Origin of the sequence: Pseudomonas sp. KU26590, from assembly GCF_026153515.1 — a bacterium.
Classification (GTDB): domain Bacteria; phylum Pseudomonadota; class Gammaproteobacteria; order Pseudomonadales; family Pseudomonadaceae; genus Aquipseudomonas.
The window spans coordinates 3,729,545-3,747,591 of record NZ_CP110644.1 but is presented as its reverse complement, the minus strand read 5'-3'; the positions used below and the strand labels follow the sequence as shown (position 1 = coordinate 3,747,591).

The 18,047-nt window shown below is 62.0% G+C and carries 14 protein-coding genes and 1 pseudogene; 7 read left to right on the top strand and 8 right to left on the bottom strand.

The features are described 5' to 3' along the window. Window positions 1-158: 158 nt before the first annotated feature. Together OKW98_RS16295 and OKW98_RS27555 are read right to left on the bottom strand one after the other, a co-directional pair. Window positions 159-1,343 (bottom strand): methyl-accepting chemotaxis protein, encoded by a 1,185-nt coding sequence (locus tag OKW98_RS16295; protein WP_416148492.1) that lies wholly within the window; start codon window positions 1,341-1,343, stop codon window positions 159-161. After that, window positions 1,335-1,796 (bottom strand): annotated as a pseudogene (locus OKW98_RS27555) (MCP four helix bundle domain-containing protein); the annotation flags it as partial. The gene OKW98_RS16295 and the pseudogene OKW98_RS27555, both read right to left, overlap by 9 nt. Window positions 1,797-2,433: 637 nt before the next feature. On the opposite strand from OKW98_RS27555, the gene OKW98_RS16290 reads away from it, so the two are divergent. Beyond that, window positions 2,434-3,756 (top strand): OprD family porin, encoded by a 1,323-nt coding sequence (locus OKW98_RS16290; protein ID WP_265385689.1) that lies wholly within the window; start codon window positions 2,434-2,436, stop codon window positions 3,754-3,756. A 244-nt stretch (window positions 3,757-4,000) separates the two neighbouring features. Here the strand turns inward: OKW98_RS16290 and OKW98_RS16285 are convergent, their stop codons facing one another. From OKW98_RS16285 to gcl, 3 genes are all read right to left on the bottom strand, one after another. Next, complete coding sequence (locus OKW98_RS16285) at window positions 4,001-4,903, bottom strand: 2-hydroxy-3-oxopropionate reductase (protein WP_265385688.1); 903 nt, start codon at window positions 4,901-4,903, stop codon at window positions 4,001-4,003. Between the two features lie 223 nt (window positions 4,904-5,126). Continuing rightward, complete coding sequence (gene hyi, locus OKW98_RS16280) at window positions 5,127-5,909, bottom strand: hydroxypyruvate isomerase (protein WP_265385687.1); 783 nt, start codon at window positions 5,907-5,909, stop codon at window positions 5,127-5,129. Between the two features lie 66 nt (window positions 5,910-5,975). Beyond that, on the bottom strand, window positions 5,976-7,751 hold the full coding sequence (gcl, locus tag OKW98_RS16275; RefSeq protein WP_265385686.1) for a glyoxylate carboligase: 1,776 nt from the start codon (window positions 7,749-7,751) through the stop codon (window positions 5,976-5,978). A gap of 108 nt (window positions 7,752-7,859) precedes the next feature. On the opposite strand from gcl, the gene OKW98_RS16270 reads away from it, so the two are divergent. Beyond that, window positions 7,860-8,768 (top strand): LysR family transcriptional regulator, encoded by a 909-nt coding sequence (locus tag OKW98_RS16270; RefSeq protein ID WP_265385685.1) that lies wholly within the window; start codon window positions 7,860-7,862, stop codon window positions 8,766-8,768. 276 nt (window positions 8,769-9,044) lie between these two features. Here OKW98_RS16270 and OKW98_RS16265 read toward each other — a convergent pair whose 3' ends face one another. Both OKW98_RS16265 and OKW98_RS16260 read right to left on the bottom strand, forming a co-directional pair. After that, window positions 9,045-9,809 (bottom strand): 2-keto-4-pentenoate hydratase, encoded by a 765-nt coding sequence (locus tag OKW98_RS16265; protein WP_265385684.1) that lies wholly within the window; start codon window positions 9,807-9,809, stop codon window positions 9,045-9,047. A 278-nt stretch (window positions 9,810-10,087) separates the two neighbouring features. Further along, the gene (locus OKW98_RS16260) at window positions 10,088-10,999 is read right to left on the bottom strand and encodes a LysR family transcriptional regulator (protein WP_265385683.1); all 912 of its coding nucleotides are present in this window, start codon (window positions 10,997-10,999) and stop codon (window positions 10,088-10,090) included. Window positions 11,000-11,221: 222 nt separating this feature from the next. Between OKW98_RS16260 and OKW98_RS16255 the strand changes: the two genes are divergently transcribed. Continuing rightward, a complete protein-coding gene (locus OKW98_RS16255) occupies window positions 11,222-12,109 on the top strand; it encodes a DMT family transporter (RefSeq protein ID WP_192173934.1) in 888 nt (295 codons plus the stop codon). Between the two features lie 12 nt (window positions 12,110-12,121). Here the strand turns inward: OKW98_RS16255 and OKW98_RS16250 are convergent, their stop codons facing one another. Continuing rightward, complete coding sequence (locus OKW98_RS16250; protein ID WP_265389751.1) at window positions 12,122-13,399, bottom strand: MFS transporter; 1,278 nt, start codon at window positions 13,397-13,399, stop codon at window positions 12,122-12,124. 332 nt (window positions 13,400-13,731) lie between these two features. On the opposite strand from OKW98_RS16250, the gene OKW98_RS16245 reads away from it, so the two are divergent. The 4 genes from OKW98_RS16245 (at window position 13,732) to OKW98_RS16230 (ending at window position 17,987) form a co-directional block, all read left to right on the top strand. Continuing rightward, window positions 13,732-14,415, top strand: a complete 684-nt coding sequence (locus OKW98_RS16245; RefSeq protein WP_265385682.1) for a TetR/AcrR family transcriptional regulator — start codon at window positions 13,732-13,734, stop codon at window positions 14,413-14,415. A gap of 40 nt (window positions 14,416-14,455) precedes the next feature. Continuing rightward, window positions 14,456-15,850, top strand: a complete 1,395-nt coding sequence (locus OKW98_RS16240) for a DHA2 family efflux MFS transporter permease subunit (protein WP_265385681.1) — start codon at window positions 14,456-14,458, stop codon at window positions 15,848-15,850. A 141-nt stretch (window positions 15,851-15,991) separates the two neighbouring features. Then, complete coding sequence (locus OKW98_RS16235; RefSeq protein ID WP_265385680.1) at window positions 15,992-16,759, top strand: SDR family NAD(P)-dependent oxidoreductase; 768 nt, start codon at window positions 15,992-15,994, stop codon at window positions 16,757-16,759. Between the two features lie 16 nt (window positions 16,760-16,775). Then, window positions 16,776-17,987: an acetyl-CoA C-acyltransferase gene (locus OKW98_RS16230; protein WP_265385679.1), complete on the top strand. Its 1,212-nt coding sequence runs from the start codon at window positions 16,776-16,778 to the stop codon at window positions 17,985-17,987. The last annotated feature ends 60 nt before the right edge of the window (window positions 17,988-18,047 follow it).

Below are 18,047 nucleotides of genomic sequence, written 5' to 3'. Positions count from 1 at the left end.
CGCGATGATCGGATCGCTACTAGACCAGAAAGTGCAGAAGGACTCCAGTGATTAAGCCGGGCGCGGCGTCAGAATCAAGAGGCCTTGAAAGCGGAAAACAAGGCGGGGGGTGATGGAGTAAAAGGGCTGCGCCGCCTGAGGGACGCAGCCTTGAAGGGTCAGACCTTGAAGAAACTCACGCGGTCGGTGAGCACGTCGGCCAGGGTCGACAGCTCGCGGCTGGAGCGCGCCACCTGGTTGGAGCCGACAGCGGTTTCCAGTGCCGCATCGTGGATGCGGTTGATGTTGACGCTGACGTCATCGGCCACGGCCCGCTGCTGCGCGGCGGCGCTGGCGATCTGCGCGTTCATGTCGTTGAGCGCGCCGACTTCGTGGCGGATCTTCACCAGCGCGGTTTGCGCTTCGTGGGTCTGCTCGACGGTGCGCTGGGCCATCTCGCGGCTTTCACGCATCAGGTCGGCGGTCTTCACCGCACCCGTTTGCAATTGACCGACCATGTCGCGGATTTCCTGGGTCGACTCCTGGGTCCGGTTGGCCAGGGAACGAACCTCGTCGGCGACCACGGCAAACCCTCGGCCTGCTTCACCGGCGCGTGCGGCCTCGATGGCGGCGTTGAGCGCCAGCAGGTTGGTGCGTTCGGCGATGGAGTTGATCACCGCCACCACGTTTTCGATGGCGCGGCTGTCGCTGGAGACCTGGCCCACCGAGTCAGCGGCGCTTTCCAGCTTGCGCGCCAGTTGGTCCATCGCCTGGGCGGTGCCTTCGACCACGCGCTTGCCGTTCTCGACTTCCTGATCGGCCGTCTGGGTGGCATTCGAGGCCTGGTTGGCGTAGTTGGCGACTTCTTTTACGGTGGTCGCCATCTGATTAATGGCGGTGGCCATTTGCTGGGTTTCGCTGGCCTGCAGGCGCATCTGCTCGCTGTTGCTGTCGGAGCTGGACAGCAACTGCGCCGAGGAGTGAGTCAGCGCTGCTGCGGCCGAGCGTACTTCGGTGATGGTGGCCGACAAGTGCAGGTTGGTCGCCTTGAGCGCGCCCATCACGCTGTCGGGGTAGGAGGTTTCAATCTTGTCGGTCAGCTCGCCGGCTGCCAGACGACGGATCGAAGCCGCGACTTGGTGGGGTTCGGCGCCGAGGGTCGACTTGAGGCTGCGGATGATCAGCAACGAGGCAATGATGCCCAGTACCACGGCGATGCCGGTGGACAGCAGCATCAGCGAAGCGAATTGCGAGGCCGTGGCCCGTACCGACGTGATGTGCCCACCAATGGAAGCCTCTTCGAGGTCAATCAGTGCGTTGATCCGGGCGAGCCAGTCCTTGTAGGCGCCGGACACTTGCTCCATCAGCAGCGTCTGGGCCTGGTCGATCTCGCCTTGCTGGCGCAGCTTCAGCAGTTTCTCGGTGGCGCTCAGCGAAGTGCGTTCGGCCGTCTTGATGTTGGCCAGCAGCTCTTGCTCACGGGGCGACGCACCTTTGGTCTGGTAGATGCGGTCCATGGGCGCGGCGGACGCCTGATAAAGGCCGTCCAGTCGCTCGATGTCACGCAAGTGCGTGGCGAGGCCTGCGTCATTGCGCACCAGCACGGCATCGCGCAGGGCAATGGCGCGGTCATGCACGCTGCCGCGGAAATTGATCGCGTAGCGTTGTTTGACGGTGGCGTCCTCGCTGACGTCGGTCAGGGCGGATTCCATCAAGTGAACACGGTTAACGCCGACCAGCGTGACGAGGATCATCAGCGCAAGGACCAACCCGAAGCCCAATCCCAGGCGCTTGGCGATCGAAAGATTTTTGAACATGGCATGCACCTGAAATGGGGGCGTTCATGATATTAGAACGCTATTACTTGGTGCGCTTTATATCGGACTTTCCACGGCGTTGCCTAGAGAATTTACCTATGGAAGCCATAGCGTCCGTTGGTACTTTGAGAGGGAATTTTTCTGTCGTTTCGTGTTCCCGGCGAATGGCTTCAACGCTTGACTGGAAAGGCATAAAAAAAGCCACCGCACTGACGTGGGGTGGCTAAAAGTCTTACCAAAGGAATGATGAAGCGGAGCATGATTCTATTGCCTGACGCTGCGGAGTCGTCCGGCAATTGATTCGTGTTCTTCATCGCCGACGACGGTAACACTGGCCGAAAGTTTTCGACTATTACGAACATTGATAGTGACTATCAAGACTGGTTGGGAAACCCGTCGGTCGGACAGTGCTAAAAGATTTTCTGCCTTCAACTGCGGGGCATACCGTAGGTAGAACGTGCATCCACAATAATCAATGTGCTCCTTTGCCTGGAACAGCCGTCCAGTCACTGGCATGTGTGTTTTGTTTCCATCTGCCGCAACGCCGCTCCAGCGCTGACTCGTCGCGTGAGCTTGAAACAGTGCTCCGCATCAAGGGGACGCACGCGCTGGGCCTTAATAGAGACAGGGGATAACAATGACTTTCGTGAAATGGAATCTGATGACGCTGGCGGTTTCGCTGGGTGTCAGTCAATTGGCAACGGCAGGGGTTGTCAGTGATCAATCGGAGGCCAAGGGCTTCGTCGACGACAGCAGTCTGACCGTTCACCTGAAGAATTATTATTTCAACCGGGAAAACATACACGGCAAGGACGACAGCAAGGACTGGACCCAGGGCGTGCTGGGTAATTTCAGTTCCGGGTTCACCCAGGGCACCGTGGGTTTTGGCGTTGATGCTTACGGTTACTGGGGCCTGAAGCTCGATGGCGGCGGCGGGACCACCGGCACCGGCAATCTGCCCGTGGACAGCCATGGCAATCCGCAGGATGAATACGGCACAGCCGGCGGCGCGCTGAAGATGCGCATTTCGAAAACCGAATTGCGCTACGGCAATCTGCAACCCCAGGCGCCGGTGTTTGCCGCAGGCGGCTCGCGACTGTTTCCGCAAACCGCGACCGGTTTTAACCTGCTGAGCAGCGACATTGCCAACCTGGACCTCGATGCCGGTCATTTCACCGGCAGCAACGGCCCGGTCACCACCAACAATGATCACGGCATCTGGGCGGCGTATGCCAACGTCGAAGCCAGCAGCATTGACTACGCCGGCGGTAAATACGCGCTCTCCGATAATCTTTCGGTCAGCCTGTACGGCTCGGATCTCAAGGATGTCTGGCATCAGTACTACGCCAATGCCAACTACACGATGCCGATCTCTGATCAGCAGTCATTGAACTTCGACTTTAATATCTATCGCACCAACGACAGCGGTGCCGCCAAGGCGGGGGATATCAGCAACACGACCTGGTCGCTGGCCGCTGCCTATTCATTCCTGACCGCCCACACGCTGACGCTGGCGTATCAGAAAGTGCATGGCGACACGCCGTTCGACTACGTGGCCTTTGGTAATAACGGCGCGGGCGACACCGGTGATTCGATACTGCTGGCCAACTCGGTTCAGTACTCCGACTTCAACGGTCCGGGCGAAAAGTCGTGGCAGGCGCGGTATGACCTGAACATGGCGAGTTACGGCGCGCCTGGTTTGAGTTTCATGGTCCGTTATATCCACGGTGACGACATCGATGGATCCCATATTCCGTCGAACAGCACGTACACCGGTTATGGCGATGACGGCGACCATCACGAAACCAACCTTGAAGCGAAGTATGTCGTGCAGTCCGGCCCGGCGAAGGATTTGTCCCTGCGCATGCGTCAGGCCTGGCACACCGCTAACGGCGATCAGCCGGATGTCGACGTGAAGGAATTTCGTTTGATCGCGGATTATCCGATCAATATTTTCTGATCGGGTGGCGGGGGGATTTAGAAACTCCGCTATAAAAGAAAGCCAGGCTGTCCGAGAGGAGGCCTGGCTTTTTTGGTGTTGTCATTGGCCAAGATAGGTACCAGCAGGGCGGGCCTCTTCCCGGCTAAAGCCGGTCCCACAAAGTGCATGCCGCTGCGTCCCTGCTGACTGCACGCCTTGCTTCTCGTAGGACCGGCTTTAGCCGGGAAGAGGCCGGTATGGACGACACAACTCCCAATGCCAGTCAGTCAGGCCTGTGATCCCCGCGAATCGAAAAATTCGCCATGTGCTCCAGGCCCTTGATCAACCCCGAATGATCCCAGCCGCTGCCGCCCAATGCCGCACAGGTGCTGAACACTTGCTGGGCGTTGGCGGTGTTGGGCAGATTCAGCCCCAACTCCCGGGCGCCTTCAAGGGCGAGGTTCAAATCCTTCTGATGCAGCGCGATCCTGAAGCCCGGGTTGAACGTCCCTTTGATCATTCGCTCGCCATGCACTTCGAGAATCTTCGACGAGGCAAAGCCACCCATCAGCGCTTCGCGGACTTTGGCCGGGTCGGCGCCGTTTTTCGACGCAAACAGCAGGGCTTCAGCCACTGCCTGAATGTTCAGCGCGACGATGATCTGGTTGGCGACCTTGGCCGTCTGGCCGTCACCATTGCCGCCGACCAGGGTGATGTTTTTGCCCATGGTCTGGAACAGGGGCAGGGCGCGTTCGAATGTCGCCTGCTCGCCGCCGACCATGATGCTCAGCGTGGCGGCCTTGGCGCCGACTTCGCCGCCCGAGACCGGCGCGTCGAGGTATTGCGCGCCGGTGGCGTTGATTTTCTCGGCGAACGCTTTGGTCGCCGAAGGGGAAATCGAGCTCATGTCGATGACCACGTTGCGGGCATCGACGCCCTCGCTCAGACCGTTTTCGCCGAACAGCACGTCGTTGACCTGCGGCGTGTCCGGCAGCATGACGATGATGAATTCCGCCTCTTGCGCCACTTCTCGCGGGTTGGCCAGCACCATCGCGCCGCCGTCCACCAGTGACGCGGGCGGAGCAACGAAATGCCGGGAAAGGATCAACTGATGACCTGCTTTCTGCAGGTTTTCTGCCATGGGCAGGCCCATGATGCCGGTGCCGATAAAGCCGATGTTAGCCATGAGAGGTGACCTCTTAGTGATGTCTTGTGCGGTCTCCTGTAGGAGCGTGGCTTGTCCCGCGATCTGCTACGTAGCAGCAGTAAAATCTGCTAGCGCGGTGTGCCAGACGTACATCGCTGGTTGATTTACGACCGGTTCCCGGCCGATCGCGGGACAAGCCACGCTCCTACAGGATTTGCATTCCGGGCAACGCCAGGTTGCGTTTTGGATCAGGTATCGGGTGTCAGATCAGGTTGTGCTCTTTCAGCCACCCCAGCCCCGCTTCGGTCGTGGTCAACGGCTTGTATTCACAGCCGATCCAGCCGCGATAACCCAGCCGGTCCAGGTGCTTGAACAGAAAGCCGTAGTTGATTTCCCCAGTACCGGGTTCATGCCGGCCGGGGTTGTCGGCCAGTTGCACGTGACGGATCGCCGGCAAGTGGTTTTCGAGGGTGCGGGCCAGGTCGCCTTCCATGATTTGCATGTGGTAGATGTCGTATTGCAGCGACAGGTTGGGGCTGCCGACCTTTTCACGAATCGCCAGGGCCTGGGCGGTGGTGTTCAGGTAGAACCCCGGAATGTCCAGGGTGTTGATCATTTCCATGACCAGATCAATGCCCTGGGCTTGCAGGCGGTCGGCGGCGTACTTGAGGTTGTCGACGAAGGTCTTTTCGATCAGCGCGTCGTCGAACCCCTGGGGCTTGATCCCCGCCAGGCAGTTGATCTGGGTGTTGCCCAAGACCTTGGCGTAGCCGATGGCCAGGTCGACGCCGGCATAGAACTCCTCAACCCGATCGGGGTGACAGGCGATGCCGCGCTCACCCTTGCCCCAGTCGCCTGCCGGCAGGTTGAACAGCACTTGGGTCAGCCGGTTGCGCTCCAGCTCGGCCTTGATCTGGGCGGAACTGAAGTCATAGGGAAACAGGTACTCGACGCCGCTGAACCCGGCGTCGGCGGCGGCTTCGAAGCGTTGCAGAAACTCCAGCTCAGTGAACAGCATCGACAGGTTGGCGCATAAACGTGGCATGACGTACTCCTTGTTCGTGTTCTGGGTTCGTGTGCTGAGCTCTTGTTTCAAGTAAGCCGAGCGCGATCAGTCCAGCAGGCTGACGGCGGTGGGGGCGTCGGCGCGGGTTTCGGCCAGGGACTCGAATTCGTTGATGGCGTTGATCTCGGTGCCCATCGCAATGTTGGTGACGCGCTCGAGGATGATCTCCACCACCACCGGCACGCGGTGCTGCTGCATCAAACGGGTGGCTTCGGCGAAGGCGGCCTGCAGGTGCGCCGGGTAAAGCACGCGGATTGCCTTGCAGCCAAGGCCTTCGGCCACCGCGACGTGATCGACGCCATAGCCTTCCAGCTCAGGCGCGTTGATGTTGTCGAACCCCAGCTGCACGCAGTAATCCATGTCGAAGTTGCGCTGGGCCTGACGGATGAGGCCCAGGTAGGAGTTGTTCACCACCACGTGGATGTACGGCAGCTTGAACTGCGCACCGACGGCCAGTTCTTCGATCATGAACTGAAAGTCGTAATCCCCCGACAGCGCCACGACCTGGCGATTCGGATCGGCCTTGACCACGCCCAGCGCCGCCGGAATGGTCCAGCCCAGTGGCCCGGCCTGACCGCAGTTGATCCAGTGACGCGGCTTGTAGACGTGGAGGAATTGCGCGCCGGCGATCTGCGACAGGCCGATGGTGCTGATGTAGCAGGTGTCCTTGCCGAAGTAATGATTCATCTCCTCGTACACCCGCTGCGGCTTGACCGGGATGTTCTCGTAATGGGTCTTGCGCAGCAGCGTGCGCTTGCGTTCCTGGCAACTCGCAAGCCATTGGCTGCGGTTCTTCAGCTTGCCGGCGGTGCGCCACTCGCGGGCCACTTCGATGAACATCGCCAGCGCGGCGCCTGCGTCGGAAACGATGCCCAGGTCGGGCGTCAGCACACGGCCGATCTGCGTGGGCTCGATGTCAACGTGGATGAACGTGCGGCCTTCGCTGTACACCGACACGGTGCCGGTGTGGCGGTTGGCCCAGCGATTGCCGATGCCGAGCACCAGATCGGACGCCAGCATCGTCGCGTTGCCGTAACGGTGGGAAGTCTGCAGCCCGACCATGCCGGCCATCTGCGGGTGATCATCGGGGATCGTGCCCCAGCCCATCAGCGTCGGGATCACCGGAATGCCGGTCAGCTCGGCGAACTCCACCAGCGCGTCCGACGCATCGGCGTTGATGATGCCGCCGCCGGCGACGATCAGCGGACGCTCCGAAGCGTTGAGCATCGCCAGCGCTTTTTCGATCTGCTTGCGGCTGGCCTGGGGTTTGACCACCGGCAGCGGTTCGTAGGTGTCGATGTCGAATTCGATCTCGGCCATCTGCACGTCGAACGGCAGGTCGATCAATACCGGGCCGGGTCGACCGCTGCGCATCAACTGGAAGGCTTTCTGGAACACATAGGGCACCTGGCCGGGTTCCATGACCGTGGTGGCCCACTTCGCGACCGGCGCGGCAATGCTGGCGATGTCCACGGCCTGGAAGTCTTCCTTGTGCATCCGCGCACGGGGCGCCTGACCGGTGATGCACAGAATTGGAATCGAGTCGGCGGAGGCTGAATACAGACCGGTGATCATGTCGGTGCCGGCCGGGCCCGAGGTGCCGATGCACACACCGATGTTGCCGGCGATGGCGCGGGTGTAACCCTCGGCCATGTGCGAAGCGCCTTCCACATGGCGCGCCAGCACGTGGTCAATGCCGCCGAGTGTCTTGAAGGCGGCGTACAGCGGGTTGATCGCGGCGCCCGGAATACCGAAGGCGGTGTCGACGCCTTCGCGACGCATCACCAGAACGGCGGCTTCGATGGCTCTCATGACGGTCATTTGTTAGTCTCCCGAACTCGATAGTTTTTGTACGTAAACAGCCTGATTTGAATCTGATGTTTTGTGAATGGCTGTTTTTATCCGTTCTATCGGTATCTGGAGTATCGAATGGATCGCTACACGGAGTTACGCAGCTACGTGCTCGTTGCCACCCGTGGCAGTTTTGCCGCCGCGGCGCTGGTGGAGGGGGTGACGCCGGTGATCATGGGTCGGCGACTGAGCGCGCTGGAGGATCGTCTGGGCGTGAAGCTGATTCATCGCTCGACACGGGGCCTGACCTTGACCGATGCCGGCGAGTCGTATCTGGAGAACGCCAAGCTGGTGCTGCAGTCGTTCGAGGAGCTGGACGCCAGCATCAGCGAGAACGAAAGCAGCGTGCGCGGGCACCTGGTGGTCTCGGCGCCGGCAGGTTTTGGCCGTCAGCACGTGGCGCCCCACGCGCCGGAATTTCAGGCGCGGTTCCCGGATTTGCAGCTGTCGTTCAACCTGACCGACAACGTGGTGGATCTGGTGCGTGAGGGTTATGACATGAGCATCCGCATCGGCGAGGTGCTCGACCCCAACTACGTCGCCATCAAGCTGTACGCCAACAAACGCGTGGTCTGTGGCTCGCCGGGGTATTTCGCCGAGCATGGATTTCCCCAGGTGCTTGAGGATCTGGCGCAGCACAATTGCCTGTCGTTCAACCTGCAGGGCGGGCAGCATCGCGGCTGGACGTTCCAGCGCGAGGGCAAGCCGGTGGCGATTAAGGTCGCGGGCAATCTGTACTGTAACGATGGCGAGCTGTTGTATGACTGGGCCAAGCGCGGGCTGGGCCTGAGCTGGCGCTCGACCTGGGAGATTCAGAACGAGGTCGCAAGCGGCGCGCTGGTCACCGTGCTGGACGAATTCGCCTTGCCCAGTTACGACATCCAGGGCGTGTACCCGCAACAGCATTACCTGCCGGCGAAAGTGCGATTTTTTATCGCGTTTCTGAAAGAGGTATACAACAGGCCGGGGTATTGGCGGCAGGGGTAAGCCGTCATGCCCGCGCTCGATTCAAAAGCTTCCCGGCTAAAGCCGGTCCCATAGGTCGTGCGCGGTCGGTAGGACCGGCTCCGGCCGGGAACAGGTCAGAAAGCACACGATGCTTTCAGCAGGACCCGCTTCCGCCGGGAACAGGCGAGAAAGCGCACGATGCTATTAGTGGGACCGGCTTTAGCCGGGAAGGGGCCGTAACTGCCGCTAAAGATAGGCCGGATGCACCGACGTCTTCCCGGCTAAAGCCGGTCCCACCAATGGCGAGCAAGTAACCTAAATCAACTCCACCGACACCGCCGGCAGGCCACGGATCTCGCCAACCGCCAGACCCGGCCCGCGGGTCTTGTACATCCCGGTGTAGGAACCGGTGGTGATCACCATCTCCGGCGTCACGCTCAACCCGTTCTGGGTGTGGTGATTGACCAGCCACGGCAGCAAACGGCGCGGGTCGCCGGCAGGGTTGGCCCCATCCCCCGGCACGATATCCTCGTCGCTATAGGTGAAGCTCAGCGCAGGCTCGACAAACGGAAAACTGGCGTCGTAATCAATAAATTCCCCGATGATCAACGCCCCATGGTTGAGCAGATCGCCCAGGGCCAGCAGCGGCTCGATCTTGGGCCAGGCGGCAAACCGGCTCGACACCACTTCGATGGTCGCGCCCATGGTCTTGATGCTGCCCAGCACTTCCTCGTCCGAATACGCCTCATCGCGGGGGGTGAATTCGCGACCCAGACGAAAGGCGATCTCCAGTTCCAGAATCGGCGAAGGGTAGTCAACGCACTCCACCTGACTGCCGCTGGCGAAAATACCGTCGTCCGGCAGCAGCGCGCCATTGATTGGCCCGGTCGGCGACTTCGCGCCGACCTTCCAGCCGCCCACAGACGTCTCACGCAGGCGCAGAATCTCGCGTTGCAGCGCATAGGCACTGGCCGCATCGGCGGGCACGTATTCAGGGCGGATTTCGGTGATTTTCTGACCGGCGCCCATGGCGGCAACGATCAACTGGGCAATGTTCGCTGGGTGAGACGATGGATTCACGCGGGTCTTCCTTCAGGCGATTGATGGAAAGCGCCCCGGTTCCGTTGCCAGTCAGGCGGAGAACGGCGGAGCCAGCGTGACCACTCTAACCCTATTTCATTAGTTGGGGAGAGACTGGGGTGCCCGGTGGGAGTGACCGGGGTGGCGCTCCACCTTGCTCACGAAGAAGCCGGTGCATTCAGCCACTTTCTTTGGGCCTGAAAGTAAGTATTCGCGAGCAAGCTCGACTCCCACGGGAGGGTGGGTTGACTCGATATTTCGGGTAGTTCGTCCCGGCCTCAGCCCGGCCCGGCGCTGTACGCCAGGTCCGCGCGCAAACGCTGAACGCAGAAATCAACGAACGAGCGCACTTTGGATGAGCCGCGCCGGCCTTCGACGTAGACCACGTAAACCGGCATCGGCGTGACCTCGAATTCATCTAGCACGCAGCACAACGTGCCCGTCTGCAAGTGCCTGCGAATCTGATAGGACGGCACCTGGGTCAGGCCCCAGCCATCAATCGCGGCATGAATGGACGCCGTGAACGACGTCATCGACAGCCGCGACTGCACCTTCACTTCCTGGTGCTGGCCTTCGATGCGGAAGGTCCACGCAGGGCTGCGGCCGGTGATCATCACCGAAACGGTCTCGCGCTCAATGAGTTCGCGGGGGTGCTGGGGCGTGCCGTGGGCGGAGAGATAAGCGGGGGAGGCGCAGACCATGCGCCGGACGGTGCCGACCTGAATGGCAGTCATCGACGAGTCGGGCAACTCGCCGATGCGCACCGAGACGTCGATGCCTTCCTCCAGCTGCCCGGCAATCCGGTCCATCAACAGCCCACGAATCTGCACCTGGGGATGCTGACTCAGGTAGTCGGTCAGGACCGGCGTGACGTGCAGGTCGCCGAACACTTGCGGCGCGGTAATGGTCAGCAACCCGCGTGGCGTCCCATGAATGCCGGCGGCAGCGCTTTCGGCCTCGTGCAGATCCGCCAGCAAGCGCCGGCAGTCGTCGGCAAAGCGCACGCCGGCTTCGGTCAGGCGCAACTGCCGGGTGGTGCGCACGATCAGCAAGGTGCCGAGCCGCGCCTCCAGCTGCGCGACGGCCCGGGTGACGGTGGCCGTGGACACGTTCAGGTTGCGCGACACCGCCGCGAAGCTGGGGCCTTCGGCGACGGCGGCGAAAAGGGTCATTTCCTGAATGCGGTCCACGGAGCGTCCGTTTTCGAGCCAACGAGAGCGGCAGTCTGCGGCAAATCCGGGAGAGCGGAAAGGTCTGATCCAGGCAGTCAGAAAAACACCTGCTCGGTCATGTTTGCTTGGTGCTGCGGCGATGGCTTCTATATTCTTGCTGACGCTGGACGCCTCGACGAAAGCCGGCACTCGACACGGCAAGGGACAGACCCGCATTCACGCAAGGCCAAAGGAACGCAGATGAGCACCACGAGTACGCCGCTCTCCGGCGTCAACCAGCCATTGAAGGGCATCGCACTGATTCTGTTTGCGACCTTTCTGTTTTCCAGTCATGACACGCTGTCCAAATACCTCTCCGGCATCTACCCGATCATGATGGTGGTCTGGGTGCGCTATGTGGTGCACACCGGGCTGATGGCGTGCATTTTCATGCCGTCGTCGGGGCTGCGCGTGCTGCGCACCAAGCGCCCGGGGTTGCAGGCGTTGCGCGCGGTGTGCCTGCTGGGCACGAGCCTGCTGTTCACCAGCGGCTTGATGTTCATCCCGATCGCCGAAGCAACGGCGGTCAACTTCCTCGCGCCGCTGCTGGTCACGGCGCTGTCGGTGCCGCTGCTCAAGGAGACGGTCAGCCGCGGTCAATGGATCGCCGTGCTGGTGGGCTTCAGCGGGGTATTGGTGATTGTCCATCCCGGTGGCGAGCTGTTCCGGCCTGCGGTGTTACTGCCGCTGGGCTCGGCGTTCTGTTTCGCCTGCTACCAGCTGCTGACCCGTCTGGTTGCGGCCCACGACAGCCCGACCACCAGCAACTTTTTCGCCGGGCTGTTCAACAGTCTGTTGATGAGCGCCATCGTGCCGTTCTTCTGGCAGTCGCCGGAGTGGAAGCACATTCCGTTCATGCTGGCGCTGGGCACCTGCGGCATGGTCGCGCACCTGATGCTGACCCAGGCCTTCCGCTTCGCCGCGCCGGCCATGCTGGCGCCGTTCGGTTACTGCCAGATCGTCTTTGCCGGACTGTGGGGCTACATCGTGTTCAATCACTCGCCATCCCTCGTCGCACAAGCGGGCATCGCGATTATCTGCCTCAGCGGCCTGGCGGCGGCGTGGCAACAGCGCAAGAAGGGCGGCTGACAACAGCGGGTTTCATGACCTGCGCGGCGCCATGAAATACATCCAGATCAGCGCAATGAAGTACATCGCCGGGATCAGGGTGAACAGCACGCTGTAATTGTTGTGCGTCGCGGTCAGGACGGCGCCGACGACCTGCGTCATGAACATGCCGCCAATGGCCGCGCACATGCCGCCGAAGCCGAACACCGTGCTGATCATGTGCCGGGGCGTGTAATCCATGACCAGGCTCCAGATGTTTGCGGTCCAGGCCTGATGCGCACCCACCGCCAGGGCGATCGCCCCTACGGCAACCCACAGACCGCTGGCATTGGCGGCGAACACCACGCCAATGATCGTCACCGCAAAAATCAGCATCGACAGCAAGCGCGCGGTCATCGGGCGCATGCCCCGGCCGATCAGCCACGACGACAGGATGCCGCCGCCGATACTGCCGAAGTCGGCGGTCAGCCAGATCAGCATCAGCGGGATGCCCATCTGCGTCACGCTGATGCCCAGGTGGTATTGCTGGTTCAGAAACGGCGGCAGCCAGTACAGGTAAAACCAGAACACCGGCGCGGTGAGGGCGTAGGCGAGGGCGAAGGCCCAGGTGCCGCGCATTTTCAGGATGCGTGAGAGCGATACTTTTTCTGCTTCAGGCTGCGTTTCAGGTTCGGCATCGCTGTTGATGTAGGCCAGTTCACTGGCGCGCGCGGTCGGATGTTCCTGCGGATTGAAATACGTCAGCCGCCAGGTGATGACCCAGACCAGCCCCAGCGAGCCCATGCAGATGAATGCCGCCTGCCAGCCCCACACCGTCAGGATCAGCGGCAGCAAGGCAGGCGTGACCATCGCACCGACGTTGGTGCCGGCGTTGAAAATGCCGGTGGCCACGGCGCGTTCTCCGGCCGGGAACCACACTCGGGTGACCTTGACGCAGGCCGGGTAATTGGCGGCTTCTGTCAGGCCAAGAATGAACCGGCAGACCATGAAGCCCGCGGCTGAAGTGGCCAGGCCGTGGGCGCCGGTGGCGACACTCCACAGCAGCACCGCGAGAAAGAACGCGCGCTTGACGCCGACCCGATCAATAAAACGCCCCTGCAGCAGAAAACCGATGGCGTAACCGACCTGAAACCAGAAATTGATGTTGGCGTAATCCATCGCCGTCCAGCTCATCTGCGCCGCGAGGATAGGCTGCATCACGCCCAGCGCAGCGCGGTCGATGTAGTTCAGGGTGGTGGCGAAGAACACCAGCGCCAGCATGCCCCAACGGGTTTTGCCGACGGCCAGGGCGCTGCGAATCTTCTCGCTCATGCCGGCATAAGCATGCGCAGGGCGGGAGGCAACCGGGGCAGGCGAAGCAGAAGGGGAACGCATAAGCATCAAGCCTGTGTTGGAATTGTTATGGTGGTGTCTGCGCTGCCAGGGCTTGACTTTGCCCCGCAAAGCGTCATGAAACTAAGCGGACGGTCCATCTGATTTGATGTCGTGTCCAACGGCGCGAATAATCCCACGAACACCCGCCAGGTTCGAGCCTCATCAGTTCGAAGCCGATGCCGACGTGCTGCTGCCCGACCCTTACGGTCTGGTGAAACCCACGGGTGCAGCCCATAATCCCGCGATTCCACCGTGGTCGTGAGCCCCGCATGAAAACCGTTGACGACAGCCTCGCCGAAGCGTCCGCAGATGACGTTCCTGAGGCGCCGCGCAAGTCCCGCAAGCACAATCCGGAAAAAACCCGCGAAGGCATCCTTCAGGCGGCCGTCGCCGAGTTCGTCGCCCAGGGGCTCTCCGGCGCCCGTGTCGATGCAATTGCCGAGCGCACGCAAACCTCCAAGCGGATGATCTATTACTACTTCAACAGCAAGGAGCAGCTGTACACCGAAGTACTGGAAAAGCTTTACGGCGACATTCGCACCACGGAAAGCAGCCTTGATCTCGCCGTGCTCGCGCCTGAGGAAGCGATCAGGCGCCTGGTGGAATTCACCTTCGATCACCACGACCGCAACGTCGACTTCGTGCGCATCGTCTGCATCGAAAACATCCACAACGGCGCCAACGTCAAACAGTCCCCGATCATCCGCGAGCTGAGCCGCAACGTCTTGCAGGCGCTGGACGACACTTTGCGGCGCGGCGAGCAGGACGGCGTGTTCCGTCCAGGCGTGCAGGCCGTTGACCTGCACATGCTGATGAGTTCGTTCAGTTTCTATCGCGTGTCGAACCGCCATACCTTTTCCGAGATTTTCCAGATCGACCTGGAGGACGAAGCGGTCAAGGCGCGGCAGAAGGCGATGATCTGCGAGGCGGTGATGCGTTACCTGCTGCCGTAACCGGGCGAGTTCCACGCCACGCTTGCCTGAGGACCCAACGATGTCGCAACGCCAATCCACGCTGATCGCCTTGCTCGTGGCCGTCACGTTTTTCATGGAAAACCTCGACGCCACGGTGATCGCCACGGCCATGCCGGAAATGGCCCGGACCTTCGGCGTCGCGGCGGTAGACCTGAATATCGGCATGAGCGCCTACCTGCTGGCGATCGCCGCGTTCATTCCCCTCAGCGGCTGGCTGGCCGACCGACTCGGTTCGCGGTGGGTGTTCGGCGGCGCAATCGTGCTGTTCACGGTGGCTTCTATGTTGTGTGGCATCAGCGACAGCCTCGAGACGTTCGTCGCCGCCCGCGTCCTGCAAGGCATGAGCGGCGCCATGATGGTCCCGGTGGGGCGCCTTGCGGTCATGCGCGCCACCGAGAAGAAGGACCTGGTGCGGGCCATTTCGCTGATCACCTGGCCCGGGCTGGTGGCGCCCATTCTTGGGCCGCCGCTGGGCGGGTTCATCGTCACCCACGCGTCGTGGCCGTGGATTTTCTACCTCAACCTGCCCCTCGGCGTGCTGGCGCTGATCGCCACGCTGATCCTCATTCCCAAGCGCAATGAAGTCAGCACCCGGCCCTTCGACCTGAAAGGTTTCTTGCTGCTGGGCGTGGCTTGCACGGCGCTGTTGTACGGGATGGAACGGCTGGGGCAGGGCCATGGCAGTCAGTGGCCCGGCCTTGGGGTAACGGCGCTCGGCGCGGTCTGCGGCGCACTGGCCTGGCGACACATGCGCCGGCACCCGCAGCCGCTGATGAACGTCGCCGTGGTGCACATCCGCACCTTCAGCGTCAGCCTGCTGGGCGGTTCGGTGTTTCGCATCGCCATCAGCACATTGCCGTTCCTCTTGCCGCTGATGTTCCAGCTGGGCTTCGGCCTGTCCGCGTTCGACGCCGGGCTGCTGGTGCTGGGAGTGTTCGCGGGCAACCTGGCGATGAAGCCCTTTACCAGCTTGATCATGCAGCGCTGGGGCTTTCGTCAGGTGCTGCTGGTCAATGGTGGCATCGGCGTGGCGGCGATTGCGGCCTGCGCGCTGCTCGACCAGGCCATGGGCTGGCCGATGATCCTGCTGATCCTTTTCATCGGCGGGCTGTCGCGCTCGATGCAGTTCACCGCGTTCAACACGCTGGGTTTCGCCGACGTGCCCAAGGCGCAGATGAGCGATGCGTCGACGATATTCAGCATGTGCTTCCAGTTGAGCATGGGCTTGGGCGTCGCGATTGCCGCGTTGCTGTTGCGTGGCGCGATGGTCCTGCATGGCAACGACGGGCACGCGGTGACCGCAGATTTCCAGCTGACGTTTATTGGCGTCGCGGTGATCGCGGCGTTGGCGCTGCTGGATAACCGCCGGGTGTCGGCCCAGGCCGGCGCGGCGCTGCTGCAACCCAAAGCCTGATCTGCTGGCAATCCGCTAGTCACTTCCCCCGCCACTGGCCAAAACCACCAGGCGTTCTGCGCGCTTTGACCATTGCCCATCGACGCGGCAGAGCGGAGTATTTCGCCACTCCAACAATAAACGTGTAAGGACGACACAATCATGCAGATCGAAGGCAAGGTATTTCTGGTCAGTGGCGGCGCGTCCGGGCTGGGTGCGGCCACCGCACAGATGCTCATCGACGCAGGGGCCAGGGTGATGCTGGTGGACGTCAACGCCGAGGCGCTCGCGGCTCAGGTGGCAAAACTGGGCGGCAATGCCCGCGCCAGCGTCTGCGACATCACCCAGGAGAGCGCCGTACAGGCCGCGGTGGACGCGGCGCTGAGCGCGTTCGGTCAGATCAATGGCGTCATCAACTGCGCCGGCATCGTCGGCGCCGAGAAAATCCTCGGCAAGGAAGGCCCCCACGGCCTCGACAGCTTCAGTCGTGTGATCAACGTCAACCTCATCGGCAGCTTCAACCTGCTGCGCCTGGCCGCCGCGGCCATCGCCGAAAGTACGGCGGATGCCGGCGGCGAGCGTGGCGTCATCATCAATACCGCGTCGGTTGCCGCCTACGACGGCCAGATCGGCCAGGCGGCGTACGCGGCCTCCAAGGGCGCCATTGTCAGCCTGACCTTGCCCGCCGCCCGTGAACTGGCGCGTTACGGCATTCGCGTCATGACCATCGCCCCGGGCATTTTCGAGACCCCGATGATGGCCGGGATGACCCCGCAGGTGCGCGAGAGCCTGTCCGCCGGCGTGCCATTCCCGCCACGGCTGGGCAAGCCCGAGGAATACGCTGCGCTGGCCCGCCACATCATTGAAAACAGCATGCTCAACGGCGAGGTGATCCGTCTGGACGGCGCCTTGCGCATGGCCGCTCGCTAATCGAGGAAACCCCATCATGTCTTTGAACAAACGCCAGACGTTGAACGACGACCCCGTGGTGATCGTGAGCGCTGCGCGCACGCCCATGGGCGCCTTTCAGGGCGATCTGCAAAGCCTGACCGCGCCGCAACTGGGCGCCGCTGCCATCCGCGCTGCGGTGGAACGCGCGGGCATCGATGCAGCGCAGGTCGATGAAGTGCTGTTCGGTTGTGTACTGCCGGCCGGGCTGGGTCAGGCGCCGGCGCGTCAGGCGGCACTGGGCGCCGGGCTCAGCGACGCCACGACCTGCACCACGTTGAACAAGATGTGCGGGTCGGGCATGCAGGCGGCCATCCTCGGCCACGACATGCTGCTCGCCGGGAGCGCCGACGTGGTCATCGCCGGTGGCATGGAGAGCATGTCCAACGCGCCGTATCTGCTGGAGAAGGCCCGCAGCGGTTACCGCATGGGCCACGGCCAGATCATCGATCATATGTTTCTCGACGGCCTCGAAGACGCCTACGACCGAGGTTGCTTGATGGGCACCTTCGCCGAGACGTGCGCCGGACTTGAAAATTTCAGTCGGGAAGCTCAGGACGGTTTTGCAGTTGCTTCGCTGACCCGGGCGCAGGAGGCCATGACGCGCGGCTGGTTCGCCGCTGAAATCGTCCCGGTGGAAGTCATGATCGGCAAAGAGCGCAAGACCATTCGCCAGGACGAACAGCCGCCCAAGGCGAAGCTGGACAAGATCCCGCACCTTAAACCGGCGTTCCGCGAGGGCGGCACGGTGACGGCGGCCAACTCCAGCTCGATCTCCGATGGCGCTGCCGCCTTGACCCTGATGCGTCAGTCCGAAGCGCATCGACGCGGGCTCAAGCCACTGGCAGTCATCCATGGCCACGCCGCTTATGCCAATGAACCCGGGTTATTTCCGACCGCACCGGTAGGCGCCATCGACAAACTGATGGGCAAGACCGGCTGGTCACTGGCCGAGGTCGATCTGTTCGAGATCAACGAAGCGTTCGCCGTCGTCGCGCTGGTCACCATGGCTCGCCTGCAGCTGCCCCATCACAAGGTCAACGTGCATGGCGGCGCCTGCGCGCTGGGCCATCCGATTGGCGCATCAGGGGCAAGGATTCTGGTGACATTGCTGTCGGCGTTGAAGCAGCGCGGACTGAAGCGAGGGGTCGCGGCGATCTGCATCGGTGGCGGCGAAGCGACTGCGATGGCCGTGGAGCTTATTGATTAATATCAATGACCTGGGTTGATTATTTAACCTAAATACTTGTTTTATGGTCCCTTTCAAGCA

What these genes read in the sequence shown, in the direction of transcription:
- gcl (WP_265385686.1), bottom strand. Translation starts at nt 7,751, where the DNA reads ATGACCGTCATGAGAGCCATCGAAGCCGCCGTTCTGGTGATGCGTCGC.
- OKW98_RS16235 (WP_265385680.1), top strand. Translation starts at nt 15,992, where the DNA reads ATGCAGATCGAAGGCAAGGTATTTCTGGTCAGTGGCGGCGCGTCCGGG.
- OKW98_RS16255 (WP_192173934.1), top strand. Translation starts at nt 11,222, where the DNA reads ATGAGCACCACGAGTACGCCGCTCTCCGGCGTCAACCAGCCATTGAAG.
- OKW98_RS16240 (WP_265385681.1), top strand. Translation starts at nt 14,456, where the DNA reads ATGTCGCAACGCCAATCCACGCTGATCGCCTTGCTCGTGGCCGTCACG.
- OKW98_RS16290 (WP_265385689.1), top strand. Translation starts at nt 2,434, where the DNA reads ATGACTTTCGTGAAATGGAATCTGATGACGCTGGCGGTTTCGCTGGGT.
- OKW98_RS16245 (WP_265385682.1), top strand. Translation starts at nt 13,732, where the DNA reads ATGAAAACCGTTGACGACAGCCTCGCCGAAGCGTCCGCAGATGACGTT.
- OKW98_RS16250 (WP_265389751.1), bottom strand. Translation starts at nt 13,399, where the DNA reads ATGAGCGAGAAGATTCGCAGCGCCCTGGCCGTCGGCAAAACCCGTTGG.
- OKW98_RS16295 (WP_416148492.1), bottom strand. Translation starts at nt 1,343, where the DNA reads ATGGAGCAAGTGTCCGGCGCCTACAAGGACTGGCTCGCCCGGATCAAC.
- OKW98_RS16230 (WP_265385679.1), top strand. Translation starts at nt 16,776, where the DNA reads ATGTCTTTGAACAAACGCCAGACGTTGAACGACGACCCCGTGGTGATC.
- hyi (WP_265385687.1), bottom strand. Translation starts at nt 5,909, where the DNA reads ATGCCACGTTTATGCGCCAACCTGTCGATGCTGTTCACTGAGCTGGAG.
- OKW98_RS16270 (WP_265385685.1), top strand. Translation starts at nt 7,860, where the DNA reads ATGGATCGCTACACGGAGTTACGCAGCTACGTGCTCGTTGCCACCCGT.
- OKW98_RS16285 (WP_265385688.1), bottom strand. Translation starts at nt 4,903, where the DNA reads ATGGCTAACATCGGCTTTATCGGCACCGGCATCATGGGCCTGCCCATG.